Annotated in this window: 1 protein-coding gene; it reads right to left on the bottom strand. The window is 66.2% G+C overall.

All coding sequences use genetic code 11. From position 1 onward, the window contains the following. Positions 1-29: 29 nt before the first annotated feature. On the bottom strand, positions 30-446 hold the full coding sequence (locus CFB82_RS41695) for a hypothetical protein (protein ID WP_143751105.1): 417 nt from the start codon (positions 444-446) through the stop codon (positions 30-32). Positions 447-748: the final 302 nt, after the last annotated feature.

Below are 748 nucleotides of genomic sequence, written 5' to 3'. Positions count from 1 at the left end.
CATGCCATGCGGCCCATCATGTCTCGCGCTCAACTGCAGTGCATTTCTTCTCGCCGAACGCGCGACACCTGCCGCTGTCTCACGCCGAATATCTCGCGACGCCGATTCTCGTACAGGTCGCGACATAACAGCAGGTCGCGCACAAACTCGACCACGCCACGATACGAACTGCGGCAGCTCAGCGTGAGCGCGACGATCACCTGGCGCAGCCAGCGTGCCGTGACCGGCAGCGTGCCCAGCACCGGCTCGGCTGCCTCGGGCGCGGGCGTGAAGGCATCATCCAGCGCCGCACGGGCCTTATGCTTCTGCTGGTAGACGAACTTGCGGCTCACGCCGTGCCCATCAGCCAGCGCGCGGATCGTGAGCCCGCCCGCCAAGGCCCGCACCGCCAGGTGCTTACGTGTTTCCCCAGGCAGTTGCGCCGCCGCGCCAGCCAATCGATTCATCCGCGCCCCTCAGTGAAAAGTGAGCGCCGATTATCGACCATCGCGACCTCACCGCGCCCCGCCTCGTGTAACCCTGCAGTGAACCACGCCGATATTCGCTCTGGGAGTTCGCAGCACATCCGACTCCCTGCAATCCCTTGCCGGGTTTGGTTCAACTACGTTTTGCAGGTCCGACTACAGAGCGTTGCGGGTTCTCGCGTTTGGCGGCCAGCACGGCGGCCTGTACGGACTCGGGCAGCTTCGAGCGGCCGGTGTCGGCCCGGGGCCGGCTGGCCAGGCCTGAGACGCCGTCGCGACGCCAG

Source organism: Burkholderia sp. HI2714, from assembly GCF_002223085.1.
GTDB classification, from domain to species: domain Bacteria; phylum Pseudomonadota; class Gammaproteobacteria; order Burkholderiales; family Burkholderiaceae; genus Burkholderia; species Burkholderia lata_D.
This window is presented reverse-complemented; position numbering and strand designations above follow the sequence as displayed.

Excerpts from the sequence above, each read along its gene's own strand:
- CFB82_RS41695 (WP_143751105.1), bottom strand. The coding sequence starts at position 446 with ATGAATCGATTGGCTGGCGCGGCGGCGCAACTGCCTGGGGAAACACGT.